Annotated in this window: 20 protein-coding genes and 4 pseudogenes; 13 read left to right on the top strand and 11 right to left on the bottom strand. The window is 59.4% G+C overall.

Annotated elements, in window-relative coordinates; translation table 11 throughout:
• The first annotated feature begins 260 nt into the window (after positions 1 to 260).
• Positions 261 to 1,829: pseudogene (gene istA, locus RTCIAT899_RS19180) on the top strand (IS21 family transposase).
• A complete protein-coding gene (gene istB, locus RTCIAT899_RS19175; protein WP_015341886.1) occupies positions 1,762 to 2,496 on the top strand; it encodes an IS21-like element helper ATPase IstB in 735 nt (244 codons plus the stop codon). Before istA ends, istB begins: the two are co-directional and overlap by 68 nt.
• A gap of 169 nt (positions 2,497 to 2,665) precedes the next feature.
• Here the strand turns inward: istB and RTCIAT899_RS19170 are convergent, their stop codons facing one another.
• Positions 2,666 to 3,559 (bottom strand): LysR family transcriptional regulator, encoded by an 894-nt coding sequence (locus RTCIAT899_RS19170; protein WP_015341885.1) that lies wholly within the window; start codon positions 3,557 to 3,559, stop codon positions 2,666 to 2,668.
• Positions 3,560 to 3,700: 141 nt separating this feature from the next.
• Between RTCIAT899_RS19170 and RTCIAT899_RS19165 the strand changes: the two genes are divergently transcribed.
• The 6 genes from RTCIAT899_RS19165 (at position 3,701) to RTCIAT899_RS19140 (ending at position 9,750) form a co-directional block, all read left to right on the top strand.
• Positions 3,701 to 4,648 carry an alpha/beta hydrolase gene (locus RTCIAT899_RS19165; RefSeq protein ID WP_015341884.1) on the top strand — a complete coding sequence of 316 codons (948 nt, stop codon included), beginning with the start codon at positions 3,701 to 3,703 and terminating at the stop codon, positions 4,646 to 4,648.
• A 58-nt stretch (positions 4,649 to 4,706) separates the two neighbouring features.
• Positions 4,707 to 5,669, top strand: a complete 963-nt coding sequence (locus RTCIAT899_RS19160; RefSeq protein WP_015341883.1) for an alpha/beta hydrolase — start codon at positions 4,707 to 4,709, stop codon at positions 5,667 to 5,669.
• 104 nt (positions 5,670 to 5,773) lie between these two features.
• Positions 5,774 to 6,409 (top strand): SDR family oxidoreductase, encoded by a 636-nt coding sequence (locus RTCIAT899_RS19155; RefSeq protein WP_015341882.1) that lies wholly within the window; start codon positions 5,774 to 5,776, stop codon positions 6,407 to 6,409.
• Between the two features lie 196 nt (positions 6,410 to 6,605).
• Entirely contained in the window at positions 6,606 to 7,826 is a 1,221-nt protein-coding gene (locus RTCIAT899_RS19150) for a site-specific integrase (protein WP_015341881.1), read from the top strand.
• Positions 7,823 to 8,761: a tyrosine-type recombinase/integrase gene (locus RTCIAT899_RS19145; RefSeq protein WP_015341880.1), complete on the top strand. Its 939-nt coding sequence runs from the start codon at positions 7,823 to 7,825 to the stop codon at positions 8,759 to 8,761. Before RTCIAT899_RS19150 ends, RTCIAT899_RS19145 begins: the two co-directional genes overlap by 4 nt.
• Positions 8,758 to 9,750: a tyrosine-type recombinase/integrase gene (locus RTCIAT899_RS19140; RefSeq protein WP_015341879.1), complete on the top strand. Its 993-nt coding sequence runs from the start codon at positions 8,758 to 8,760 to the stop codon at positions 9,748 to 9,750. Before RTCIAT899_RS19145 ends, RTCIAT899_RS19140 begins: the two co-directional genes overlap by 4 nt.
• 66 nt (positions 9,751 to 9,816) lie before the next feature.
• Here the strand turns inward: RTCIAT899_RS19140 and RTCIAT899_RS19135 are convergent.
• A pseudogene (locus RTCIAT899_RS19135) lies at positions 9,817 to 9,984 on the bottom strand (zincin-like metallopeptidase domain-containing protein); the annotation flags it as partial.
• A 50-nt stretch (positions 9,985 to 10,034) separates the two neighbouring features.
• On the opposite strand from RTCIAT899_RS19135, the gene RTCIAT899_RS32055 reads away from it, so the two are divergent.
• Positions 10,035 to 10,751, top strand: a complete 717-nt coding sequence (locus tag RTCIAT899_RS32055; RefSeq protein ID WP_081598414.1) for an IS6 family transposase — start codon at positions 10,035 to 10,037, stop codon at positions 10,749 to 10,751.
• Between the two features lie 64 nt (positions 10,752 to 10,815).
• On the opposite strand, the pseudogene RTCIAT899_RS19125 reads toward RTCIAT899_RS32055, so the two are convergent.
• Positions 10,816 to 11,049: pseudogene (locus RTCIAT899_RS19125) on the bottom strand (response regulator); the annotation flags it as partial.
• 135 nt (positions 11,050 to 11,184) lie between these two features.
• Here RTCIAT899_RS19125 and RTCIAT899_RS19120 point away from each other — a divergent pair.
• From RTCIAT899_RS19120 to RTCIAT899_RS34085, 4 genes and pseudogenes are all read left to right on the top strand, one after another.
• Positions 11,185 to 11,868: a response regulator transcription factor gene (locus RTCIAT899_RS19120; RefSeq protein WP_015341877.1), complete on the top strand. Its 684-nt coding sequence runs from the start codon at positions 11,185 to 11,187 to the stop codon at positions 11,866 to 11,868.
• On the top strand, positions 11,855 to 12,283 hold the full coding sequence (locus tag RTCIAT899_RS34095; RefSeq protein WP_244441501.1) for a hypothetical protein: 429 nt from the start codon (positions 11,855 to 11,857) through the stop codon (positions 12,281 to 12,283). Before RTCIAT899_RS19120 ends, RTCIAT899_RS34095 begins: the two co-directional genes overlap by 14 nt.
• Before the next feature lie 121 nt (positions 12,284 to 12,404).
• Positions 12,405 to 12,467: pseudogene (locus RTCIAT899_RS34485) on the top strand (hypothetical protein); the annotation flags it as partial.
• Between the two features lie 42 nt (positions 12,468 to 12,509).
• Positions 12,510 to 13,256: a sensor histidine kinase gene (locus RTCIAT899_RS34085; RefSeq protein ID WP_244441497.1), complete on the top strand. Its 747-nt coding sequence runs from the start codon at positions 12,510 to 12,512 to the stop codon at positions 13,254 to 13,256.
• A 146-nt stretch (positions 13,257 to 13,402) separates the two neighbouring features.
• On the opposite strand, the gene RTCIAT899_RS19110 is transcribed toward RTCIAT899_RS34085, so the two are convergent.
• The 8 genes from RTCIAT899_RS19110 to RTCIAT899_RS19080 form a co-directional block, all read right to left on the bottom strand.
• A complete protein-coding gene (locus RTCIAT899_RS19110; protein ID WP_015341875.1) occupies positions 13,403 to 14,278 on the bottom strand; it encodes a glycosyltransferase family 25 protein in 876 nt (291 codons plus the stop codon).
• 183 nt (positions 14,279 to 14,461) lie between these two features.
• The gene (locus RTCIAT899_RS19105; protein ID WP_015341874.1) at positions 14,462 to 15,301 is read right to left on the bottom strand and encodes a COG4705 family protein; all 840 of its coding nucleotides are present in this window, start codon (positions 15,299 to 15,301) and stop codon (positions 14,462 to 14,464) included.
• A 74-nt stretch (positions 15,302 to 15,375) separates the two neighbouring features.
• Positions 15,376 to 15,765 (bottom strand): hypothetical protein, encoded by a 390-nt coding sequence (locus tag RTCIAT899_RS19100; protein ID WP_015341873.1) that lies wholly within the window; start codon positions 15,763 to 15,765, stop codon positions 15,376 to 15,378.
• A 241-nt stretch (positions 15,766 to 16,006) separates the two neighbouring features.
• Entirely contained in the window at positions 16,007 to 16,258 is a 252-nt protein-coding gene (locus tag RTCIAT899_RS19095) for a DUF1344 domain-containing protein (RefSeq protein ID WP_015341872.1), read from the bottom strand.
• Between the two features lie 82 nt (positions 16,259 to 16,340).
• The gene (locus RTCIAT899_RS19090) at positions 16,341 to 18,371 is read right to left on the bottom strand and encodes an ABC transporter permease (RefSeq protein WP_244441494.1); all 2,031 of its coding nucleotides are present in this window, start codon (positions 18,369 to 18,371) and stop codon (positions 16,341 to 16,343) included.
• Positions 18,364 to 18,996, bottom strand: coding sequence for a hypothetical protein (locus RTCIAT899_RS34080; protein WP_244441493.1), 633 nt, complete (start codon positions 18,994 to 18,996; stop codon positions 18,364 to 18,366). The genes RTCIAT899_RS19090 and RTCIAT899_RS34080 overlap by 8 nt, the downstream gene beginning before the upstream one ends.
• The gene (locus tag RTCIAT899_RS19085) at positions 18,924 to 19,664 is read right to left on the bottom strand and encodes an ABC transporter ATP-binding protein (protein WP_135488298.1); all 741 of its coding nucleotides are present in this window, start codon (positions 19,662 to 19,664) and stop codon (positions 18,924 to 18,926) included. The genes RTCIAT899_RS34080 and RTCIAT899_RS19085 overlap by 73 nt, the downstream gene beginning before the upstream one ends.
• Positions 19,657 to 20,319, bottom strand: coding sequence for an ABC transporter ATP-binding protein (locus RTCIAT899_RS19080; RefSeq protein WP_015341870.1), 663 nt, complete (start codon positions 20,317 to 20,319; stop codon positions 19,657 to 19,659). The genes RTCIAT899_RS19085 and RTCIAT899_RS19080 overlap by 8 nt, the downstream gene beginning before the upstream one ends.
• Positions 20,320 to 20,322 lie beyond the last annotated feature (3 nt).

Genomic DNA, 20,322 nt, shown 5'->3' with positions numbered 1-20,322 from the left:
ATAGACTTGCGGGCTCTTAAGTCGCGGATAGCGCCGCCCGGAGCGCGATCTGACACGGTCCTACAGCTATGGCCTTGAAGTCGTCAGCGCATAGACTGGTGAGAAGGACAGAAGACGGCGCATATCGTGCTCGGTGGCCGCTCGCTGTGATTAGGCATGGAATAAGGACCCCGCATTTGGGGTGATCGGCATCCAAACGGGACCCCCATTTGCGATGGGGTTACAACAGCCTCCGGTTTAATCGGAGGCTTTTTATTTGGATGCTTGTTGTGGAGACAATTCTGAAGATACGGCGACTTTCCCGCGTGCAGGGCAAGTCGATTAAGGCGATCTGCCGGGAGCTTGGTATATCGCGCAAGGTGGTGCGGAAGGTTCTGCGCAGCGATGAGACGGAGTTCAAATACGAGCGGGCCCGCCAACCTCAGCCGAAGCTCGGTCCTTGGCGCAATCAGCTCGATGGAATGCTGTTTGCCAATGAGGCCAAATCCTCTCGGGAACGGCTGACGCTGATCCGGCTGTTCGAGGATTTGCGCGAACTCGGCTACCAGGGCGGTTACGACACCGTCCGGCGCTATGCCCGAACCTGGGCGAAGGAGCGCGGCTCGGTGACGGCGGAAGCCTATGTGCCGCTCTATTATGCGCCGGGCGAGGCTTACCAGTTTGACTGGAGCCACGAGATCGTCGTGCTGAATGGCGTGACGACGACGGTGAAGGTGGCGCATGTCCGGCTCTGCCATAGCCGGATGATGTATGTGAGAGCCTATCCGCGCGAGACGCAGGAGATGGTCTTCGATGCCCATGACCGGGCGTTCGCGTTCTTCGGCGGGGCCTGCACGCGCGGCATTTATGATAATATGAAGACCGCGGTGGAAACGGTCTTCGTCGGCAAGCAACGGCAATACAATCGCCGCTTCCTGCAGATGTGCAGCCACTACCTGATCGAGCCGGTGGCCTGCACTCCGGCGTCAGGATGGGAGAAAGGCCAGGTCGAGAACCAGGTCAATCTGGTGCGGGAACGCTTCTTCACCCCCCGACTGCGCTTCAAATCCTACGACGAGCTGAATGGCTGGCTGCTGGACAAATGCATCAGCTACGCCCGCGCCCATAAGCATGTCGACCAGACAGAGCGCACGATCTGGGAGGTGTTCGAAACGGAGAAGCCGCATCTAGTCAGTTATCCCGGTCCGTTCGATGGCTTCCATGCTGTGCAGGCCTCGATCGGCAAGACCTGCCTCGTGCGCTTCGATAACAACAAATATTCTGTGCTGTCGACCTCGGTCGGTCGCCCGGCCGAGATACATGCCTATGCCGACCGCATCATCATCCGTCAGGACGGCGTCGAGATAGGCCGGCACGACCGCAGCTACGGCCGCGGCGAGACGGTCTATAATCCATGGCATTATGTGCCGGTCCTGACTCGAAAGCCGGGAGCATTGCGCAATGGTGCGCCGTTCCACGATTGGGTTTTGCCTGCCGCCATGGAGAAAGTGCGACGCCGGCTGAAGGGCATGCATGACGGCGACCGGCAGATGGTGTCGATCCTCGAATGTGTCGGTCTGGACGGGCTCCCTGCCGTCGAGGCGGCCTGCCAGGAGGCGCTCGATCAGGGCGTGTTCTCGGCCGCCGTCATCATCAACATTCTGGCCCGCAAGCGTGACCCGCAGCCGGCTGCCATCCTTTCCATTCCCGATGCGCTTCGCCTGACTCATGAGCCTCTGGCCGATTGCGCCCGTTACGACAGCCTCAGGAGGGCAAGCTGATATGGAACGACCCCAAATCCTCGACATGATGGGCACGCTGAAGCTGTTCGGCATGCGCAGCGCCTATGACGAGATCATGGCCTCCGGCATAAAGCGCCAGCACGAACCGCCGCGCATCGTGGGCGACCTACTGCAGTCAGAGATCGCCGAGAAGCAGTCTCGCTCCATCAAATACCAGATCGCTGTTGCCAAGCTGCCGCTGGCCAAAGACATCGACGACTTCGACTTTACCGACACACCGGTCAATGAAGGGCTGGTGCGCCAGCTCGCGACCGGAGCCTTCCTTGCCGAGCAGCACAACATCGTTCTGGTCGGCGGGACCGGCACAGGAAAGTCCCACCTGTCCATCGCGCTTGCTCGTGCTCTGATCCGCAACGGAGCACGCGGGCGCTTCTTCAATGTCGTTGACCTTGTCAATCGGCTTGAGACAGAGGCACGTGGCGGAAAGCAAGGGCGGCTGGCCGACTTCATCACCAGGCTCGACTTCGTCATCATGGACGAGCTCGGCTACCTCCCATTCGCCCAGGCCGGCGGGCAGCTCCTCTTCCATCTGATCAGCAGGCTCTACGAGCGGACCTCAATCATCGTCACGACGAACCTGGCGTTCGGCGAGTGGCCGGCCGTGTTCGGCGACGCCAAGATGACCGCCGCTCTGCTCGACAGACTCACTCATCATTGCGAGATCGTTGAGACCGGAAATGAATCCTGGCGCTTCAAAAACCGCTCTCAAAGCTAAAGCCGAAAAGACAAACAATCCGCGCCCGCAGGCCCCTGCGCTAAATGGAATGCTCCGGGCCTACGCGCGCTGACCCTATGCAACCAGAGGCAGGGGTCCCTTTTGGGAGCCGATAAGGGGTCCCGTTACAACGCCGATTGACACATAAACTGTTTCGGGCACTTGGCGTTTATGTTCTGAACCTGATTGCCTCAACGAACAAGCTGAAGGCGGACGAGGCGTGCCGCCGGTGCGGATAATAGAGGTGATAACCAGGCAGGTCTGGCGTGAACTTGCTCAGCACCCGCGTCAGCCGCCCAGTATCCAGGTTTGCCTGAACTTGATCGAGCGGTAGATAGGCGAGCCCATGTCCGTCGAGCGCGGCATCAAGGATCAGATCGATCGTGTTGAAGACGAGCGGCCCATCGATCCTCACCCGCGTCTCGCGGCCGCCGCGCATTAATCGCCATTTATTTAGAGTGCCAGAAGTCGGCAGCCGCAAATTGATCGCACGGTGATCAATCAGTTGTGCCGGCGAATTCGGAACAGTGTGCCTACGGAAATAGTCCGGCGAGCCGACGATTGCCATCGGGATGTCGGGCCCGATACGCACTGCGATCATGTCTTTCGCCACCTCGCCACCGAGCCGAACACCGGCGTCGAAACGATCTGCGACAACATCGGCAAGGCCGTAATCGATGGTAAGATCCACCGTGATATCCGGATTATCCGGCAGCAGCCGCTTCATCGCCGGAACGATGATCGTCTTAGCAGCATGTTCCACTGTGGTTATGCGGATTGTTCCAGATGGACGGTCTCGCAGATCGCCGAGCGAGGCCACAGCGGTATCGAGATCATGCAGCATAGGTCCAAGCGTTGCGATCAACCGCTCACCCGCTTCCGTTGGCGCCACGCTGCGCGTCGTCCGCGACAGCAGCCGCATACCCAGCCGCCCCTCGATCCGCCGCACGATCTGACTGAGCGCGGATTGCGCCATACCGAGGCGTTGCGCCGCTTTGGTGAAACTGCGCTCCTCGGCCACCACCACGAAAGCCGCAAGATCGGCGATCTCATCCCGTCTCATTCATCATCTCAATGATAGGCCTAATAAGAATTACCCGTCTAATCCACTCAATCTTTTTGGCCTAGATTACGTTCATCGGCAAGAGACGATCCGCGAAGATCATCGGAGTCGACCAAAAGGCTTCAACCAAGGAGACTGGAAATGGGTAAGATCAGCTTCGCCAATTCGAATAACAAGACGATCACCATGTCGGCAGTGATCAACTTCCCCGAAGGCTTCGACGAGAAAAAGAGCTATCCGGCAATCGTTGTCTCGCATCCGGGCGGCGGCGTGAAGGAGCAGACCGCTGGCACCTACGCCAAGAAGCTTGCCGAACAGGGCTTCGTCACCATCGCCTATGACGCCTCCTATCAAGGCGAGAGCGGCGGCGAGCCGCGCCAGCTCGAAAACCCCTATATCCGCACGGAGGATGTCAGCGCCGTCATCGACTACCTGACCACGCTGCCCTATGTCGACAAGGGCCGGGTCGGTGCAATGGGTATCTGTGCGGGTGCCGGTTACACAGCCAATGCGGCGATCCAGGATCGCCGCATCAAGGCGATCGGCACGGTGAGCGCCGTCAATATCGGCTCCATGTTCCGCAACGGCTGGGAAAACAACGTCAAGTCGATCGACGCGCTGCCTTATGTCGAGGCCGGCTCGAACGCCCGTACCTCGGACGCAAGTGGTGCCGCCGTGGCCACTATGCCGCTGGCACCGCTGACGGAGGCGGACGCACCGAACGAGGAACTCCGCCAAGCCTGGGAATATTACCACACGCCGCGCGCCGAATACGCGACCGCGCCGGGCTTTGCGACGCTGCGCAGCCTGAACCAGATCATCACCTACGACGCCTATCACATGGCGGATATCTATCTGACGCAACCGATCCAGATCGTCGCGGGTAGCAAGGCTGGCAGCAAATGGATGAGCGATGACCTGTTCGACCGCGCCGCCAGCACCGACAAGTCCTTCCACGTTATCGAGGGCGCCAACCACATGGAGCTCTATGACGGCCAGAAATATATCGAAGAGGCAGTGTCGGTTCTCGCGCCGTTCTTCAAGGCCAAGCTGAAGGCGGCTGCTCTTGCAAGGCAAGCTGCGGAATGATCGCCCTCCGTGCCGGACGCGTCCGCGCCGGCAATCCTCCAACGCAGGAGAAGAAGAAATGGAAACCGTAAAAATCCGCAATCCCGGCATGCATTGGGACATCGCCGCCAACATTCACTTCCCGCCAGAATTCCAGGCGGGCAAACAGTATCCGGCGATCGTTTCGAACCATCCCATCGGCAGTTGCAAGGAGCAGACTTCTGGCAACATCTATGGGGCGGCGCTGGCAAAAGCAGGCTTCGTGGTCATCGTGCCCGACGCCAGCTACCAGGGCGGCAGCGGCGGCGAACCGCGCTGGATCGAAGATCCGGAGCAGCGCGTCAAGGACTATCGGGATGTCATCGACTACGCCCAATCCCTGCCCTATGTCGACCCGGAGCGGATCGGCATCCTCGGCATCTGCGGCGGCGGCGGCTATTCGATCAAGGCCACGATCATCGACAAGCGGATCAAGGCCCTGGTCAGCATCACGGGCGTCAACTTCGGACGTCTGATGCGTGAAGGCTTCAGCAACTTCGATCCAGTCGGCGCGCTTGAGGATATGGCCGCACAGCGTACCGCCGAGAACGCGGGCGGCGATGAGCGGATTAACATCTTCCTGCCCGCCAGCGTCGAAGAGGGAAAAGCGGCTGGCATCAACGACATCGACGTGCTGGAAGCGACGGACTATTACCGCAATCGCTGTCCTGCCGAAGGATCGGGGACGCGGATGCTGGTCTCGCACGCCGCGCCGGCAATAGCATGGGATGCCTTCGCCTTCGCCGAAACTCTGCTGACGCAGCCGATGATGGTGATCTTCGGCGACAAGCCAGGCGGCTTTGGTGCCTACCGCGACGGCATGGAGATCTACGGCCGAGCCGCCTCGACGAACAAGGAACTGGTCGTCGCCGAAGGCTGGTCACACTACGACCTCTACGACAAGCCGGAGCCGGTCGGACTCGCACTCGAAAAGCTGGTGCCATTCTTCAGGATGCATCTGAGTGCCACGGCAACAGCGCGCCAGACGATGGCTGCGGAATAGGGCTACTCGGCGATAACGAAGCCGCACCCTTCATTGGAAAACGGTATGATGCGGGTGGCGCGGGTGTGCGCCGCTCGCGCCTTAAGAGGGCAGGAAGCACACAAATGACCAATCTTCTCATCCTTGGAGCAGGCGGCCAGATCGCTCGCCACGTCATCGCCGCGCTCGCTGGCGACAATCGGATCGCTATGACGCTCTTTCTCCGCGACGCGCGCAGGATGTCGAAAACGCCATCAAATGCAAATGTCATTCAAGGCAATGTTCTCGATCGCGCCGACCTCGATGCAGTGATGGCTGGTCAGGATTCCGTCTACGCCAACCTGACAGGCGAAGACCTCGACGATCAGGCACTAAACATTGCCGCATCGATGCAAGCGGTCGGGGTCAAGCGCCTCATCTTCGTGCTGTCGCTCGGCATCTACGACGAAGTACCGGGCAAGTTCGGCGAATGGAACCGTCGTACGATCGGGGAAGACTTGAAGCCGTTCCGGCGCGCCGCCGATATTATCGAGGCGTCCGGTCTCGACTACACCATGATCCGGCCGGCCTGGCTGACGGACACGGATGAGATAGACTACGAGACGACCGTAAAAGGCGAGCCCTTCAAGGGCACTGTCGTGTCGCGCAAAAGCGTTGGCGATTTGATTGAGAGGATCGTCCGATCACCCGATACACAGGTCCACGCCAACATTGGCGTCAACAAGCCTGGTACGGATGGCGACAAGCCGTATTTTATGTAGCCTGCCGTAGTTTGATAGCCCATCGGCGCCTTCGGCTTTATTGCAAAGCCCGATAACGACCGCTCAACGTTCCGACAGTTCGCACTATTCCGGAGTAAGGCGAGATCGTCAGCTCGCTCTAATTCTCAATAAAGAAGCGCCGATTGTACAACAGATCTAATGTGAAATTCGTGGCTCCACTAAAGGGAGCACTGAAATGGAACCATTAGACCAAACTACCAGCCTCGATCCTTATTTTGGCTCTTTCGAGGAAAGCCTCTTCGCCAGGAACTACAAGCCTGCCACGCTGCAAAATTATCGTAATCTGTTGCGGCGGTTGGGCCGCTTGATTGATGGCGAGGGCATTGCGCCCTCGGCATTGACGGCCGAACTTGCCGTCGAACTGGGGCGGAGAGTACCCACGTCACCCAAGGCCCAGATCAAGGTTCCCAACCTTGCAAAGCTGTTTGTCCAGCACCTGATCGAAATCGGCGTGGCGACACGCCCGCCACTCACTGCTGCCCAAGCCGAACGCCATGAGCTCCTCGGTAGCCTTGAGCTTTACCTTCTTCGGCAGCGCGGTCTCAGCCCACGATCGGTCAAACATGTTCTGGGGTTCGCTGTCCGGTTCCTGGCTCATCGCTTCGGAGACACCATGCTGGATCTTGCTGCGCTAAGCGCTCGGGACGTCATTGCATTCATGGAGCATGTTGTCGCTCGCAAGACGCCCTACCGCGACAAGACTTTGTCCACGCATCTGCGCTGCTTCTTCCAATATCTGTTCGCTCAGGGGCTCACCACCACCAACCTCTCCCTCTGCGTGCCTAGGGTGCACAAGCCCTGGGGTGAGAGGCTTCCGCGATATCTGTCGCCCGATGAAGTGGAGGCCGTTCTGGCATCGGTCGCGACCCATCCGCGGCGAGGCGCCCGTGACTACGCGATGCTGCTGTTGATGGCGAGGCTCGGCATTCGCGCACCGGAGGTCATGGCGATCCAGCTCGATGACATCGACTGGCGGGCCGGCGAGCTTCTGGTTCGCGGAAAAGGTCAACGTCATGACCGTTTGCCAATCCCGCCAGACGTCGGCGAAGCAATCAGCAGGTATTTGCGCGAGGAGCGCACGTCAACGACAACCCGCACGCTGTTCGTGAGTCATCGGGCACCAAATCGTCCGTTCAAGGATAGTCAGATCATCAACTCGATTTTGCGGGAGGCGTTCGCGATAACCGGGGTGAAACCGTCGACACCCTATGTCGGATCGCATGTTCTGCGTCACAGCCTCGCGACAAACCTGGTTCGCGCCGGTGCCTCCCTAGAGGAGATCGGCGATCTGTTGCGGCATCGATCGCGTGCAACAACGATGATCTATGCGAAGCTCGACACGGATGGATTGCGTACTATTGCTCAGCCTTGGCCAATTGCGGAGGCAGCACAATGAGCTTCCTTGCCGAACAGAATCGCTACATCAGCATCAGAAGGCGGCTGGGCGCCGACTTGAGTACAGACGAACGCATTTTACGTCGCTTTACCTCCTTCGCTGACAATACCGGCGCGGAATACGTCGATACCAGATTGATCATGCGCTGGCTCGAAAGCCTCCCCTCTGCCAGTGCCGGAACACGGGGCGCTCGCTTCCGAGTCGCTCGTCAATTTGCGCTCTGGCTGCACGGGATGGATCCGCGGCACGAGGTTCCGCCGCAAGGTTTGGTGCCTGCTTACGTCCAACGGGCCCATCCACACATCTACAGCGACGCCGAAATCATCACGATTGTCGAGCATGCCCGCATGTTACCGTCGGTCTATGGCATGCGCGGTCTCACCTCTTCGACGCTCTTCGGCCTGATCGCCGCGACCGGACTTCGGATTAACGAAGCGCTGGGCCTCGACCAGTCTGATCTTGATGTCGAGACCGGCGTCCTTCGTGTCCGCTTCGGAAAGCTTGGAAAGGAGCGGCTTTTGCCGCTCGATCAAACCGTCGTGCACCAACTCGAGATTTATAGGCGTGAACGGGATCGGCTAATGGGGCACCGATCCGAGCCCATGTTTGTCACGTGCGATGGCCATCGTCTCGGCGATTGCGGCGCGCGTTACAACTTCGCGCTCGTCTGCCAGCAGATCGGTTTGAGGCCGAGGCAGGATAACAAGCGCCATGGGCGCGGGCCACGCATCCACGACCTTCGCCACACCTTCGCGGTTCGGACGCTGCTGAACTGGTATCGTTCCGGCCAAGATGTAGGGCGCGAGATGATCAAACTCACGACCTGGCTTGGACACGCGAGTCCGGCCAATACCTATTGGTATCTGGAAGCGGTCCCGGAATTGCTGGAGTTGGCTTCCGCTCGAATTACGGGTGCGGCAGAGGAAGAGCAATGAAGGCGACCAACTTCCCTGCGCTCATCCAGCGCTTCTTCACTGACCGGCTCTGCACACAGATGGAGGCAAGCCCCCACACCATCGCCGGTTATCGGGACACATTCCGGCTGCTGATACGATACGCTGGCTCGCGACGTAGAAAGCCGTCCACGAAGCTGACGATCGAAGATCTCGACGCCGATCTTGTCGCCGACTTCCTGACGCATGTTGAAACGGTGCGCGGTAACACGGCACGAACCCGCAATACGCGTCTTGCCGCCATTCGCTCTTTCTTTCGATACGTCGCGATGGCCGATCCGTCCTGGCTTCTTCACTGCCAGCGCATTCTATCTATGCCGAGCAAGCGATACGTAAAGCGAAGTGTGACGTTCCTCGACGCAGGGGAGATAGCGGCGCTGCTGGCTGCGCCAGATCGAACTATGTGGGTGGGCCGGCGAGATCACGCCCTGCTGTTGCTCGCGTTGCAGACGGGATTGCGGGCCTCCGAGTTGATCAATCTGCGCTGCAAAGACGTGGTCCTTGGGGCAGGCGCCCACATCCGTTGCGTCGGGAAAGGGCGAAAGGAACGCAGTACGCCTCTCCGTCGCGATTCGGCAAAGCTGATCCAGGATTGGATTGGGGAGCGTCGTGACAGCGACAGTCCCCTGTTCACCTCGATACGGGGCGAGCGGCTTAGCCGTGATGCGCTCGAACATCTGGTGCGCAAGCATTGCCTCACCGCATCCCGAGCGTGTCCGAGCCTCGCGAGCAAGCGCGTAACGCCGCACACATTGCGGCACAGCACAGCGATGGAGTTGCTCCATCATGGGGTCGACCAGTCTGTGATCGCGCTCTGGCTCGGGCATGAATCCGTGGAGACGACACAGATTTATATCCACGCCGACATGCGGTTGAAAGAGAAGGCGCTTTCCCAAGTCGCAAGACCGGAAGCCCATCCTGGGCGGTATCGTCCCAACGACGAACTGCTCGCGTTCCTTGAATCGCTCTGATTATGCCGAACGCCGCATGGCTGAGGGGGCGGGACCCCGCTCTGAAAATCGGCCATGCGGCATAATCTGGCTTACGGCATAATGGGTCGCCTCATGGCTTAAGACGGCCGTGTACCCGGCAGCATCGCGGAAGGCCTCGAAGGGCGGCATCTGGATGTAGTCCATAACCGGAGAATAGTAGGCTTGATTGCCGCCGTGCCGGATGACTGCCCCCGTATTGCGGAAGAAGTGATCGGGCATCGTAACGTTAATCGGTCAGCGATTTACCTGTGCGATTTTTCGGCATGACCCAAGCCACTCGTGATACCCTCTATCGTCGTCACCGGTTCCCATCTGAAGTCATTGCTCACGCCGTCTGGCTCTATCTCCGTTTCCCGCTCAGTTTGCGGATGGTCGAAGATTTGCTGGCCGCGCGTGGGATCAATGTCTCGCACCAGACCGTGCGCCTTTGGGTCGAGAAATTTGGTCGGCACTTTGCCAATGAAATCCGGCGGCGTTCCGCCGGTCGGCTTGGCGACAAATGGTATCTTGATGAGGTCGTAATTTCCATTGGCGGCAAGAAACATTGGCTGTGGCGGGCAGTCGATCAGGATGGCTTCGTCCTCGATGTGCTAGTGCAGAGCCGCCGCAATACCAAGGCCGCTAAACGCCTGATGCGAAAGCTTCTTAAAGGACAGGGACGATCACCTCGAGTGATGATCACCGACAAGCTGCGATCTTACGGCGCGGCAAAGCGCGACATCATGCCAGGCGTCGAACATCGATCCCACAAAGGGCTGAACAACCGGGCCGAGAATTCCCATCAACCGATCCGGCGGCGAGAACGGATCATGAAGGGGTTTAAGTCGCCCCGACATCTCCAGCGTTTTGTGTCCATGCATGACCCGGTTGCCAATCTCTTTTATATTCCCCGCCACGATATTCCATCCGACCATCACCGTGAGCTGCGAACAGCAGCCACACAGATGTGGAATGAAATCGCACGCCTGCAGACCGTATAAGCGAAAGCGAAGCGCCCTTTTTTCGGCTGGAGCACGTTAACTCTACAGTGCCCGCCAGCGCGCTCACCATGATCACCGGCACATTGACCTTCATCTCGCGAAGGCGCCTGACGAGCTCGATGCCGTCAAGCTTCGGCAGAAGTCGGTCCACCACCAGCCCGTCGTAAATCAGCTCCATTGCAAGTACGAGGCCGAGTTCGCCATCGCCCGCGACATCAACGACATGCCCGGATTCGGAGAGGCCTCGCTTCAGATAGGCCGCACTTCGGTCATCATCTTCAACTACCAGCAGGCGCATTCAATCCTCGTTGAAGACAGCACGTCGTTCCAAGCGCTCGCGAAGATGAAATTGATTTCATGTTCAGGCGAACGAATATTCAACATTGATTATCTAGATATTGCGCGGAAACTAGTCAGCATTCTTGGAGGAAATGTGTCGAAGATACTCGTGGTCGAGGACGACCTGGGGACAGCGTCGGAAATCGAGGCGGCACTTGTGGACCACGGCTGCACCGTTACACAGTCGGCCGATGGTCGCGATGGGCTGGTCAAGGCGATTTCCGGCACATTTGACGCCATCGTGCTCGATCGCATGCTGCCCGGCACCCTTGATGGGCTCGCAATGCTCTCTGCCTTGCGGGCAGCTTCGGTACAAACCCCGGTCCTGATTTTGAGCGCGCTTTCAGCGGTTGACGAACGGGTACGCGGTCTCAAGGCTGGAGGCGACGACTATCTGACGAAGCCATTTGAAGCGCTCGAGCTGACGGCGCGGCTGGATGTCCTCATGCGCCGGCGAACCAACACGGCTCAGGAGACGGTTCTCAAAGTCGGCGATCTTGAAATCAATCTCCTGACGCATACCGCCAGCCGGGCGGGTACCGCAATCGATCTTCTACCACGGGAATATCAGTTGCTTGAATATCTCGCCCGGCACTCAGGTCAGATCGTTACTCGCACGATGATGTTCGAAGAAGTCTGGCACTACCGCTACGGCGAGGCGACGAATGTCATCGACGTGCATATCAGCAAGCTTCGTAAGAAGCTGGATCTGCCTGGGCTTGCGCCCCTGATCCGAACGCTTCGTGGCTCAGGTTATGTTCTCGATGCGACTGATTGAACTTTTCAGGACGAGCGGCTTCCGATTGGCGGTTGCCTTCCTGCTTGTGTTCGGCGCGGCGGCAAGTGCGCTGTTTCTGTTCGTCGATTGGCAGATGCAGAGCTTTCTCGACCAGAGAAGCGATGAATGGCTTACGCGCGAAATGCAGTCGCTTCAAAGCCTACCCGCCAACGAGATCGTTTCACGCCTATCCGCCCGAAGCCGGGATTTGACGACCACCGAACGGCCCTTTTCGCTCTTCGACCAAAGCGGCAAGCTTGTTGCAGGAGTCCCCCTGGCCTTTCCAGAACGACCTATTTTTGTACACTCCCTTCGATTTCGCCGACCGCAGCGCCGCAAAGAAAGATCATTACAGAGGATTGCTGCATCGCCGTGCAGACGGCAGCTCCATTCTCATCGCGCAAAGTCTCCATGAGCAGCGCGAATTTCGCGAACGCCTCGAAAACGCGACGCTGTTCGCATCGCTCACAACCGCGATATTGGGACTTGCAGGCGCAATTGCTGTCGGCTTCGGCGCGGTTCGTCGGCTGGACGCAATGTCCGATGCGGCCGCGCAAATCATGAAGGGAGACCTCAAACAGCGACTGCCGACAGGCCGCGCTGGCGGCGACATCGATCGCCTCGCCAAAGTGGTCAATGAAATGCTCGACGAAATCGAGCGCCTGATGCAAGAAGTCAAGGGCGTTTGCGACAATATCGCCCACGATATGCGCACCCCGCTCACCCGCCTACTGGGCAGTCTTGAGCGTGCACGTCGGCGCGCGACCAATATCGATGAATATCACGGCTATATCGATGAAGCGCTTGACGAAATACGCGGCATCCATAAGACGTTTGGTGCGCTTTTGCGAATCTCGGAGGTAGAAGACGGGCTGAGGCGGTCTGGCTTCATAGACATCGATCTGAAAGCAGTTGCAAGCGATGCGGTTGAGTTCTTCGAGCCTGCCGCCGATGAAGCCGGTATCATTCTTTCGTACCAATCGAGCACCGACGAGCCAGCCATCATTTCTGGTGATCCCAACCTCATTTTCGAAGCGATAGCCAACTTGATCGACAACGCGATCAAGTTCACGCCAAAGGGCGGACTAGCGCTCGTTAAGGTCGAAGGCGATGGCCACCATGTGTCCGTCACGGTGGAGGACACCGGCATAGGAATCCGCTCAGAGGATGCCGACGCCGTGCTCCGCCGTTTCTATAGAGCCGAGAAGAGCCGGCATACTCCCGGCAATGGCCTGGGCCTCAGTCTCGTCTCGGCAATTGCAAGACTGCATGGCATGCATCTTGAAATCACCTCTCCAAAGATCGGTACGCGCATTCGCCTTGTAACGGCTCCGGCCGCGTCGATCGCGGGACAACGTGCGGGCAAATCATATTCACTGAGAATGTGAGGCATCCCGCCTGAAGGGAAAGGCCGGCATTGTTCTCGCGCTGTCCGGTCTCCTGGCCACTCAGCATTCCGGGGTCTGTTCATCCGCAAATCGTGCACGCTTCATTACGGCCGGCCACCTCCGGATAGGCATTTGCGATCTGCCGCTCAGCGTGCATTCGTCTTTCGACGATTTTTCCGACAGAATAGGGCAAGGCTGCGCCGCGCTTGGGCGAACGTCGCGACTAGGCGTAGCCTGAGGAAACACAGCCGGGACGTTCGCATGAGCGCGCGCGCGATTTCTAGCCCAGCCCGGAACGGCAAGACGCTCGCATAGCGCCATCGCGACAGATGAAAGCTTCCGCGATTGCCCTGTATCTGCGATGGCACGTGGAGATCCTGACTGATCGGTAGGGGGTAAACGAAAGCGGATTTGAGCCCGGCTAGGAATTCGAGATCGAATGCAAGGTCGAAGGGAAGCCGCATCGGTAGCAATGCGTTGAGGAACCATCGCGCCGCTGCACGGTTGATCAGATACGCGCCTGAGCCCTTTTCTCTGGTGAGAGCGATCGCAAGGCAGCGGTGGCCATCCAGGGCACGGAAGGCGTATTTCCTGCCGCTGCTGACCGTCGACAGGCGCAGAATGTCCCAATCGCTTTCCGCCCGGATCGCACCTTCCAGAATGTTGATGAGATCGAAGGGAAGCTTGAGGTCGTCCTCCAATATGAGGGAGAAGGCATTTTCCGTTTCGAGAAATCGGCGGGCGCATTCGATATGGCTGAGATAGCAGCCGATCTCTGCGGGGTTGGGTTTCCTGCCGTGGAGAACGCGGTATCCAATCTCGTCGAATTCTCTGATGGGTAAAACGATCGCCCGCCCCTCGATTGCCGTCACTCGCTCGAACGGGATCTCAAGGCGATCAAGCATCTCCCGCATGTGCGACATGCGGTCGACGGCGCGATCGAGATTGATGACGAAAACCTTCAGGGATAGACGCGCAAGGTCTGTTTCGGGCATGGTCTCGGCTCTACGGGATTTTTCCATGATTGCGGCAAGCGAGAGCGGCTCCGGAAGCCTGCGCCGAAACAGCACCTCCGATGGTGAATTATCGAGGCAGCAGCGACGAAGTTTCCCACTCTTGAGACACTGCCCGATCGCCTTTTAAGGCATGGGGTGAATTTGCGACTGGTCGATTACATGAAACGTGCCTGCCCTGCCAAACCCGCGTTAACGCTCTTCTCGGGCAACCGTAAGCCTCTCGCGCTGGCCGGGCTTTCCGAATTTTCCATCCTCGTTGATTTCAGCGAGTTCCTCGCCTTCGCCCCGCACGCTCATGAAGGCGACGATCGTCACGATCGCAGCAAGGAAAATTGCGCTTGTCACGATAGTGCCCAGGCCCAGGCCACCATATTGCGCTGGCTGAGACATCAGGTCGCCGAACGAGGCACCAAGGGGTCTGGTCAAAATATAGACCAGCCAGAAGCCAAGGATCGGATCGAGACCGAGGAAGAAGTAGCCGATTGCGAGCGAGGCGATGATCATCCCAAACAAGATGCCGGTAGCCAGGTATCCGAGCGCGAATTTCTCCGCCACCAGATCGCCCGCAGCCGTGCCGAGCGCGAAGGTGAACAGGATAGCGAGCCAATAAAAGGCCTCACGCCGCACAGTGAATATCGAGTGGATCGAAAGCGTCCGCTCCGCTTGAAACCACAGCAAGAACGTCAGCGCCAGGACGACCGAGAACGCTATCGTCGTAGCCAGCAGCGGCACATGGAAATTGTCGACTAGGTTGTCGGTGATCAACGTACCAACGATGCTGATCAGCACTACGGAAAGCCAGTAGGCAGCGGGAACATATTTCTTCTGCGCAAACTGCCATACCAATGCGACGGCCAGAATAGCGGACATAACCAGCGATGTCGCCGTGAGCCCTAGACCCATTCGCACGTTGAGATAGTCGGCCGCCGTTTCACCCATCGTAACGGCCATCAGCTTAATAAGCCAGAAATCGGCCGTGACGCGGGGAACACGATTATAAACGACAGCCTTGGCAATCGGTGCAGACATCACGAGTCTCCTTGAACGAGCGTTGAACGTCCCATTGGGCAATTCTGACGTGAGGTAACGCGATCCGACGCTGCCTATCGAGCAGGCTGGGCCGGATTGTTGAGAACCGCCATGAGGGCTGCGAGCGTTTTGTTGACTTTATCAACCGACGGAGGGGATTGACGCAGCGCCTTCAGCGCCGCGTCGGAGGCAGTGTCAATGTTGTTCCAGTCGTTCGGGTTTATCGGACGGATCGCGGTCTCGGCCTGGTCCCAGGCCGTCTCATAGTCGGTAATGCGCTTTGCGGCGGCCGACAGATCTCCCTTGGAAGCGAGGGTCTGAACGTCGGCGACGATGGCTTTGAACGATGATAGATCGCCTAGATTCGCCGCTTTGGCGGGCGCATTGTTGGCGTAGAGTTCAAAACTCGTGAAGGCCGCTACCGGGGCGGCAATGAGCGCGATGACAAGAAAGATCTGTCTCATCAGTGGATTCCCCCGAATTTAGTCTTGCAAGGAAGGCGTCACTTCAATGTCGCCCCGCGCCGGTTGAATGGCGCGACTGCGGTGGCAGCGCGATGTGTTCGCTCTTTTGCCGGCGGCGTTCGGCTGGCCTGTTCTGACTACGCGGGTTTAATTAGCTGAGAATTAGAGCGGATGCTGACGTAACACCGATAGTAATCAACCGTGTGCGGCGGCCGGGTAATGCCACCGGCCGCCGCAATGTTCATTTTTGCGGAACGAGACGCGAGACAACCGCCTTACCACCCTTATCCACATAGGTTAGCTGGACCTTCTCACCGACGCGGAGTTTGGTGTCTTCGATCCCTTCGGGCAGGACGTAAGTCTTGCCGTCCGACAGCGTGATCGTATCGGCATTCTTGCTGATTGCAGTGATCGTGCCGGACGCCTGGGCAGCGAATGCCGTACTGATCGGCGCCAGCACCAATATCGCGACTATAAGCATTTGCGTTTTCATTCTCGTTTTCCTTTCATGGTTTCAGCCCCATCTCTGCAAACTTTCACAATGGCAGCATGGTCTTGCTAAGCAACGCCCGTCCTCATTCACCTCTAAGCTTCTCGGTGACGTGTTCAAGGCTGCGCATCGCTTCGCCCGTCGCGGCCAGCAAAGCCGCGCCGGCGGCCGTCACGATGAGGGCAGCGAGATAGAGCCAAGGCACGGAAAGCACATCGGGCGGCGGGTCGAACACGCCGGTCAGCAGCTTGACGAGCACATAGGCAATCAGGGCGCCAACCAGGAGACCCAGGACCATGCCGCTACCGATGACCAGTGCGGCCTCGCTCCAAACGAACGCACCGAGTTGTTTTGGTCGGGCCCCGAGCGCGACGAGGACTGCGAAGGAGCGCTCGCGGTCGGCAAAGCCGAGGCCAAGCACCAATCCGCTCGAGGCGGCCAGCATGACCAACGCGAAGATCAGCTCAAGCCTTGTCAAACCGGCGAGATCAACCGCGGTGAGGCTCGACCCGATCAAGGCAACCGCATCACCGATCTGACTGACCTTGAGCCCAGGAAGACCCGCAGTCGCGCTTTGGGCGGCCCGTGCGATCCGGGCCGGATCGCCGTTAGTCCTAATAAGAACGATCTCACTTTCCGCGGAACCTGTCTGCTGCGCAATATAAGCGGCGTTGGCAACCAGAAACGAATCCTTGGGTGCAGTCGGGAATTCGCGCACCACGCCGACAATGTGGAAGGACACGACATGATATTGGTGGTCGGCCGTGTTTTGCAGGCGAAGATTGATGCCGTCGCCGCGACTGAGCTGATAGTCGTTCACAGTTTCCTGCGATACCAGCACGCCGTCCGGCGTTTGTGCGAGGTCGGTGAGTGTCGCCGTGGCGTCGCCATTGGCAAAATAGGCGTCGGACATCGCCGTGGCTGTCCCGATGCGCATCGGATCGATGCCGTAGAGATCCTGAAGGTCGGTTCCGACGTAAGCGTATCGATGTTGCATCGGCTGGGCCGCCGCGACGCCCGGCAGCTTGGAAAGACGCTCGAGCGCCTGGGATGCGGGCGTGGCGGATGTGCCTGTGACGGTGATGTCAGCCCCGTTGGTCAGTTCAGCGTCAACCCGGGCCTGAGCTTCGTAGGTGGCGTTGAAAATCGCGGTCGATGCGGCGAAGGCAAAGGCAAGCGCAGCCAGGCCGATGCCAGCAGTCAGTCGCGGACCTTGCCGTCCAATTGTTGCGGCCACCACATCCGCGAGACGACCGGCGACGGGCCGCAAGCCCTTGGCGATCACCGGCCGGCCTTGCTGCAGCACTGCCCCAACGAGCCGCATGGCCGATAGCGCCAAGCCAGTCCAGAGCAGCAAAGGGGCGAGGAAGGCGGTGTAGTCGACCGCAGCCGCTGCCACACCTTCCGGCGCAAGAACAACCAGGTATCCGCTGGCTGCCGAACGCCAGTAGAGCGTCGCAGCGAGCACCAGTAACACCAGGTCGAGATAGAAGCGGGCCCAAAGCGGTGCGCGATCATTACCGATTGGCCGCCGCGCGGCCACAACGGTCGAACCGCGGGTATCGCGCCACGCGGGGATCAGGATCGCTGCGTGCGAAAGCGCGATCCCGGCCACCGCCACAGCGCTGAGCAAAGGAGCAGCTGCGGCCCGCAAGAGCACCATCCCGAGGATGAAATGCGCGGCAAGAGCAGCAAGCAGAATACCGAGGATCGCACCCCCGACACCCGCAACTGCTGCTTCAGCGGTAGCCAGGCGAAGAACTGTATCGACCGTTGCCCCCCGCAAGCGCAGCAACGTCTGGTCGCGCCGGCGTTTGTCCCGTCCCGCTCCAGCTACGGCAAGCGTCAGCAGGATGGCGAGGATGGCCCCAGGCGCGCCGAGGAACAGGAAAATCAGCCGCGCATAGAGGGCATCCTCGCGGACTGCCTCCAATCGAGCTGCCAGGTTGTTTGCAAGCAGCGCGGTTCCAACGGCGCGAGCCTCGAAATTGTGGCCGCGCTCAGTTGCCCAGATGCCCGCTGCAACCGGGTCGGAGGATAAATCATGATGATCGAGCTTGACGTGAAACTCGGTGCGAATGGTATCGGGCCGGCTGGCGTCTTGCTGCTCAAACACCTGCTGCCACTGAGACATCGGCAATAGCAGAACGTTGTCGGGCGGGGCTTGCGGTGCGGCGCCAGCCGCAACACCAATTGCCTGAAACATCGCATCGGCGTTCGGTAAATCGACGATGCCGGCCGATCGTCACGCTGACATCAGGTGCTTGGTGACGGTGGATGACAACCTCATCCCCCACCGCGACATGCAGGTTGGCGGCAGTCTGCTGTGCTATCAGGTTGCCATCGACCGACCCGACCAGCCGTCGGACTTGTCCGGGGAATTGGTCGAAATAGCCCGGTCCAATCCCAAGCACCGTGCCGCCACCCGTGGTCTGCACGGTGCCTCCCGTGTTCGCCTCAAAGCTTGGTATGTCGGCATAGTTGATCAACTGCACGGCAGTGACCGGCGCGGCCGAGCGGATCGCAGCCTCGACTGCACCATGATCTGTCCCCGGCAGCGCCTGGACTTGCCAGTCGACGGACACTTGGGCGACCGACCGTGCCGTCATCTCAGTCGCACTGGATTTTAAAAAGGCGCCGAGGCACGCGATGAAGGCGACTGTCAGCGCTACACCGCCGATGGTGCCGACGAGGCGGCCGGAACGGGTTCGGATAAGTCCGAGCAACCAATGCCCGTACATGTGGACCTCCCAATCATGCTCTCTATTCTGCCGTGACGCATCCGCCAAACTTGGTTCATCTTTGCCGCCACACGCTCGTCATGCGTTGCGATGATGATGGCACTTCCGGTTTGCCGCCCCCAGGCAAGCAGGCGGTCGACCAATATTGCACCGCCGGCTTGATCGAGTTGGCCCGTCGGCTCGTCGGCGACAATCAATTCTGGATTGGTCACAATGGCTCTAGCGACGGCGATCCTTTCAGCCTGGCCGCCGGAGAGTTGCTCGGGAAGCTTCTGCGCAAGGAGCTCGACCCCAAAAGTGGCAAGCGCTGTCAGGGCGCGAGCGCGGGCGTCGGAACCGTTACCGAGAAGGATCGGCAGCTCGACGTTCTCGACGGCGGTGAGCGCGGGCATCAGGTTCGCGGATTGGAAAACGACGCCGATCCGCTCCGGGCGCAATGTGTCGGACGAACCAAGCCCAGGCCACTCCACTCGTCCTGAGCTCGGGATGTCCAGTCCCGCGATCAGGTTCAAAAGCGTCGTCTTTCCACAGCCAGACGGTCCCATGATGGCGATGTTTTCGCCGGCGCTAATCCTGAAAGAGCAGCCTTTAACGGCTGACACGACGCCTCGCTCACGCTGGAAGCTGCGCCAAAGGTCGTCGACGGCCACAAGTAAAGCTCTAGCCATGCACAATGCCTCCATCACGGATGTCGACAATGCGATCGGCCCGTGCGGCAAGCGCGGGGCTGTGCGTGACGATCAGGATGGCGGCACCGCTGCGGCAAGTTGCCATTAGACGATCCATGACGAGTTGTTCCGTCGCCGCATCGACCTCGGCAGTGGGCTCATCGCAAAGCAGGATCAACGGTTTTGCGGCAAGCGCCACGGCCAGGCCAGCGCGCGCCGCCTCACCGCCTGAAAGGTGCGCGGGCAAGACATCCGCCAGACCATCAAGGCCCAGGCTGTCGAGAAGGCTATCGATCTCATCCGATCGTCCGTGGCCGGAGATCTCCATCTGTAGACGGATGTTGCCTCGTACCGTCAGATGATCGAAAAGATTTCCCGACTGCATCAGCATGCCAAAATGGCGCGCCCTAAGCCGAGCCCGCTCCGGCTCGGGGCGCCGGGTCATGCGCTCGCCCAGGACAGACACCACGCCGCCGTCCGGCTCGTCGAGCCCGGCAAGACAGGCAAGCAGCGTCGATTTCCCGCTGCCCGACGGGCCTCTCAAAGCGGTGAATTCTCCGGCATCGAGCGCGAGGGCAACCCCACGCAAAGCCACGACTTCGTCGTCACCTGCATGATAGAAGCGATAAAGCTCGGCCGCCTCCAGTACGCTCATGTG

This window comes from Rhizobium tropici CIAT 899, assembly GCF_000330885.1.
In the GTDB taxonomy this organism is placed as follows: Bacteria; Pseudomonadota; Alphaproteobacteria; order Rhizobiales; family Rhizobiaceae; genus Rhizobium; species Rhizobium tropici.
Note: the sequence above shows the minus strand (reverse complement) of the source record. Positions and strands in the feature narration are given on the sequence as shown.

What these genes read in the sequence shown, in the direction of transcription:
- istB (WP_015341886.1), top strand. Translation starts at nt 1,762, where the DNA reads ATGGAACGACCCCAAATCCTCGACATGATGGGCACGCTGAAGCTGTTC.
- RTCIAT899_RS19170 (WP_015341885.1), bottom strand. Translation starts at nt 3,559, where the DNA reads ATGAGACGGGATGAGATCGCCGATCTTGCGGCTTTCGTGGTGGTGGCC.
- RTCIAT899_RS19165 (WP_015341884.1), top strand. Translation starts at nt 3,701, where the DNA reads ATGGGTAAGATCAGCTTCGCCAATTCGAATAACAAGACGATCACCATG.
- RTCIAT899_RS19160 (WP_015341883.1), top strand. Translation starts at nt 4,707, where the DNA reads ATGGAAACCGTAAAAATCCGCAATCCCGGCATGCATTGGGACATCGCC.
- RTCIAT899_RS19155 (WP_015341882.1), top strand. Translation starts at nt 5,774, where the DNA reads ATGACCAATCTTCTCATCCTTGGAGCAGGCGGCCAGATCGCTCGCCAC.
- RTCIAT899_RS19150 (WP_015341881.1), top strand. Translation starts at nt 6,606, where the DNA reads ATGGAACCATTAGACCAAACTACCAGCCTCGATCCTTATTTTGGCTCT.
- RTCIAT899_RS19145 (WP_015341880.1), top strand. Translation starts at nt 7,823, where the DNA reads ATGAGCTTCCTTGCCGAACAGAATCGCTACATCAGCATCAGAAGGCGG.
- RTCIAT899_RS19140 (WP_015341879.1), top strand. Translation starts at nt 8,758, where the DNA reads ATGAAGGCGACCAACTTCCCTGCGCTCATCCAGCGCTTCTTCACTGAC.
- RTCIAT899_RS32055 (WP_081598414.1), top strand. Translation starts at nt 10,035, where the DNA reads ATGACCCAAGCCACTCGTGATACCCTCTATCGTCGTCACCGGTTCCCA.
- RTCIAT899_RS34095 (WP_244441501.1), top strand. Translation starts at nt 11,855, where the DNA reads ATGCGACTGATTGAACTTTTCAGGACGAGCGGCTTCCGATTGGCGGTT.
- RTCIAT899_RS34085 (WP_244441497.1), top strand. Translation starts at nt 12,510, where the DNA reads ATGCTCGACGAAATCGAGCGCCTGATGCAAGAAGTCAAGGGCGTTTGC.
- RTCIAT899_RS19110 (WP_015341875.1), bottom strand. Translation starts at nt 14,278, where the DNA reads ATGGAAAAATCCCGTAGAGCCGAGACCATGCCCGAAACAGACCTTGCG.
- RTCIAT899_RS19105 (WP_015341874.1), bottom strand. Translation starts at nt 15,301, where the DNA reads ATGTCTGCACCGATTGCCAAGGCTGTCGTTTATAATCGTGTTCCCCGC.
- RTCIAT899_RS19100 (WP_015341873.1), bottom strand. Translation starts at nt 15,765, where the DNA reads ATGAGACAGATCTTTCTTGTCATCGCGCTCATTGCCGCCCCGGTAGCG.
- RTCIAT899_RS19095 (WP_015341872.1), bottom strand. Translation starts at nt 16,258, where the DNA reads ATGAAAACGCAAATGCTTATAGTCGCGATATTGGTGCTGGCGCCGATC.
- RTCIAT899_RS34080 (WP_244441493.1), bottom strand. Translation starts at nt 18,996, where the DNA reads ATGTACGGGCATTGGTTGCTCGGACTTATCCGAACCCGTTCCGGCCGC.
- RTCIAT899_RS19085 (WP_135488298.1), bottom strand. Translation starts at nt 19,664, where the DNA reads ATGGCTAGAGCTTTACTTGTGGCCGTCGACGACCTTTGGCGCAGCTTC.
- RTCIAT899_RS19080 (WP_015341870.1), bottom strand. Translation starts at nt 20,319, where the DNA reads ATGAGCGTACTGGAGGCGGCCGAGCTTTATCGCTTCTATCATGCAGGT.